This window comes from Desulfamplus magnetovallimortis, from assembly GCF_900170035.1.
GTDB classification, from domain to species: Bacteria; Desulfobacterota; Desulfobacteria; order Desulfobacterales; family Desulfobacteraceae; genus Desulfamplus; species Desulfamplus magnetovallimortis.
In genome coordinates this window covers 15,328-19,323 of the sequence record NZ_LT828572.1, presented here as the reverse complement: position 1 = coordinate 19,323, position 3,996 = coordinate 15,328, and the positions used below count along the sequence as shown (strand labels likewise).

General features: G+C 41.8%; 2 protein-coding genes. Both read left to right on the top strand.

Translation table 11 applies throughout. The features are described from left to right. Positions 1-231: 231 nt before the first annotated feature. Positions 232-3,255 (top strand): type I restriction endonuclease subunit R, encoded by a 3,024-nt coding sequence (locus MTBBW1_RS26525; RefSeq protein WP_080809829.1) that lies wholly within the window; start codon positions 232-234, stop codon positions 3,253-3,255. Positions 3,256-3,258: 3 nt separating this feature from the next. Continuing rightward, positions 3,259-3,954 carry a M48 family metallopeptidase gene (locus MTBBW1_RS26520; RefSeq protein ID WP_080809826.1) on the top strand — a complete coding sequence of 232 codons (696 nt, stop codon included), beginning with the start codon at positions 3,259-3,261 and terminating at the stop codon, positions 3,952-3,954. The last annotated feature ends 42 nt before the right edge of the window (positions 3,955-3,996 follow it).

The following is a 3,996-nucleotide window of genomic DNA, read 5'->3' as shown; positions in this document are numbered from 1 at the left end:
ATAGCCCTGGAAGTTCAGGAACCTCGGCAATGTATGCTTCATCTTCCTGGCTCCAATATAATATAATTTCATATTTGGATTTCATCTTATTGACCTTTAAACAACTTTGTTAAAATTTTTTCAATTTTGCTCATACAGGCTCAATTCATAGTTAAATTTATTTTGTTAACCTACAAGGTGATATTCACTTGAGTTTATCCTTGGTTTTAATGTTAATCTAATAGGGCAGATATGACAACCTTAAATCCAGAATACCTCCAATCCGAACTCCCAGCCATCCAACTGTTTGAGAAACTGGGATATACTTACCAAAACGGCTCAATCAACGATGAGCGTTCATCCATCAACGATGTCATACTGGAAGACCGCCTGAAGGATGCCATTAAACGGATAAATCCCTGGCTTAACGAGAATAATGTCAATAACGCCTTTAAGGAAATCACCTCCGTATCTGCCACATCCTTTATAGAGGCAAACGAGCAGATACACAAACTCATCAGTACCCAGGAATACACTCCCAAGCAGATTATAGACGGCAAAGAGACCTACAGGGGCGTATCTTTCATAGACTACGCAAATATCGACAACAATGACTTCCTCATCGTTAATCAGATGAAGTTTAAGGGTAAGGAAAAAAACTCAATCCCAGATCTTGTTGTCTTTGTAAATGGCCTGCCACTGGCCGTCATAGAGTGTAAATCACCTACAGCCCAGGGTGCTTTCTCCGATTGCGTCACCGACCTCATCTATTATCAGGGAAACAGTGAAAAACTTTTCAGATACAATCAGGTGTGCGTAGGCATTTACAAGGTTGGTGGGAAATACGGAGCAGTCGGGGCCAAAGAAGTTCATTATCAGCATTACAAATCCGATGACACCCAGGATCTTGAAGCCTTAATAGAAAGAGAGCCAACCCCACAAGACATCTTGCTTTATAACCTCTTTGAAAAAGAAAAATTCCTCGACCTGATACGCAACTTTGTCATCTACCACGTTTCTGAAGGTACAAAGATTAAAATCCTTCCAAGATACCAGCAGATAAGAGCCGTAAACAAAACACTCCACAGGCTACAAAACGAAGACCAGGGCGGTGTTGTATGGCATACCCAGGGAAGCGGTAAGTCCATCACAATGGTATATCTTGCCACCAAACTCCGCAGGGAAGAGAGTGGCTTTAAGAACCCCACCATCATCATAATGACCGACCGTACCGATTTGGATGACCAGATTTCACGCACCTTCAACCGTTGCGGATACCCTAATCCCATACAGGCTACCTCCGTCAGACACCTGAAGAAACTCTTGAAAGATGATTACGGCAAAACCATCACCACCACCATACAGAAATTCCAGGAAGTAGATGAAGATGGAAATATCATTAAAGTCTCAAAAGAGAAGATAGAGGTAGTCTCCGAGAAGAAGAACCTCTTTGTAATGGTGGATGAGGCCCATAGAAGCCAATACGGTTTTCTGGCAGGTTTTATGCGCAAAGCACTTAAACACGCCAAGTTCATCGCCTTTACAGGAACGCCCATAGATACGGAACAAAAATCAACCCTGGGCAAGTTTTACGGTGGTAAATACATCGACACTTACACCATCAAGCAATCTGTGGAAGATGGGGCAACTTTGCCGATACTCTATGAAGACGGCATTCCTGACCTCTATGTTGAAAAAACTCTGCTGGAGAACCAGTTTCGTTATTTCTTTGACCACGAGGATGAAAAGAAAAAAGCCAAACTAAAACAGGAAGCCACCAGCCTGAAAAAGACGATGCGTGCTAAACAGAGAGTTCAAAGAATTGCCGAACATATCATCAACCACTATCAAAGCAGGATTTTTCCTGACAGATACAAGGCTATGGTTGTTTGTAGCAGTAGAAAGGGTGCCATTGCTTACAAAAAGGCGTTTGATGCCTTAAAAGAGGATGGTAAGCACGGGTTTAACAGCAGAGTTGTGATGAGTTTTTCTTCTAAAAAAGGAGAAGACCCTGAAGAATTCTTTGAAATTGCCACACCCGAACAGGATGTTAAGCAGGCCATAGAAAATTTCAAACTACCCTTTGGAGATGAAGCCCAACTATCCAAGGGCGGGAAGAGACAATTCAACAACGATGCCTTGATGATTGTGTCTGATATGCTTTTGACAGGCTATGACGTCCCTATTGCCATGGTGATGTATCTTGATAAGCCCCTGAAGGCTCACAATCTTTTACAGGCCATTGCCCGTGTCAATCGCACCAGGGAGAGCAAACCCGCAGGGTTGATTGTGGATTACTGCGGTATAGCAGAGTATCTGGTAGATGCTATGGAAATCTTTTCTGGAGACCTGGAACCCAACGATGTGATGATGAATATCAGTTCCGAAATTAGCAGACTTAAAATGAGGCATCAGCGACTTGTGGATTTGTTTAAGGATTTGAATATAGATCGCACAAAAGAAAGACAGAAATACATAGACAAAGCGGTACTCCACCTTGAACCAATTGACATTCGGGATAGATTTAAGGAACTGATGAAGAAATTCAACAAATCTCTGAATATCGTCCTGCCAGATGAGAGTGCCTTGAAATACAAAGATGATTTTAACCTGTTCAACGAAATCAAACTGGAAGCATCCAACCTCTACGTGGATAACTCTCTGCGCATCACCAAGGATGAGAGCAAGAAACTCCAGGATTTAATTGATGAGCACCTGCGGGCAAAAGGGATTACCTCTCTCTTGGACGAACCTGTATCTGTCATTGATGTTGAAAAGTTTAAGATCGAGATAGAGAACACCAAAGACCCAAAGAGCAGGGAACTGAAACGCACCAACCGCCTAAAACACCGCATTAAAGTCAAACTGGACAACAATCCAGACTTTTACCAGCCCTTAGCCGATAAACTGGAAGAACTGATAAAGGCGAGAAGAGAGAACCGTATTTCACAACTGGAACTGTTTCAAGAGTTTGACAAAATCCAGCAAAAACTCGTTAACGAAAGCAATGAAGCCAATGCTATGGGTTTTGCCTCTGACCGTGAGTTTGCCGTATTTAAGACACTGGAGAATATCATAGACGGCGATGCCAAGGCCATTACCCATAGTATCTTTAAGGAATTGAATGGGGAACTCTCCATAGCGGGCTGGTGGGATAAAGCACAGGTTATGAAATCAATGCGTGTTAAAATAAAGGGTGTTCTAAAAGGAAAAGTTGAGGTAAAAGAGGCACAAAAATTAACTGTATCTCTACTTAACCTCATCAAAAGGAATTAGACGTTGCCCGTTGCCCAGTACGGAACCACAGAAATTCATTACTCCCATATCATAGACACATCGCTAAAACACGGATACATCACAGTTGACTTTTATGAAGGGGTGGTACTTAAAACTCCGCCCATAGAAAATGACAAGGCAGATCAACTTGTCATCAGTAAAGGTCGATGGATTATGGATAAAGTAAAACTTGTGGAGCGTATTCCCCAGGGAGAAATTATTACAGGTTCAAGGCTATTGTACCTTGGGAGGCGTTATTACGTTCAGGTTACCAAAGACCCTGCTGTTAAAGATGCCCTGGTAAGATTTACCCAATCCAAACTCAACATTGCCATCAACCCTGATGTAGAGGATAGAACATCTGCCATAGACAAGGCTCTTGAAAACTTCACACGAGATAAGGCTAAAGAAAAAATACTACCCCGTGTCAAAAAGTGGAGTGAAACAACGGGACTTATTCCCAACTCCGTCAATTTAAGGAAACTTTCTAAAAGGTGGGGAAGTTGTAACAATGACAATGACATCCTTATCAATTTTGATGCCGTCAAACTGCCATTCAGCCTCATAGATTATATTATTATCCACGAATTGACCCATATCAAACATAAAGACCACTCCAAGGATTTTTACAGGGAACTCTCCAAATATGCCCCTGATTGGGAAGATATGGATGAAAGACTTGGAGATATGAAGTTGTAGAAGAGGAAAATATCAGATAATAAATTATATTAGTGCTACTTA

Excerpts from the sequence above, each read along its gene's own strand:
- MTBBW1_RS26525 (WP_080809829.1), top strand. The coding sequence starts at position 232 with ATGACAACCTTAAATCCAGAATACCTCCAATCCGAACTCCCAGCCATC.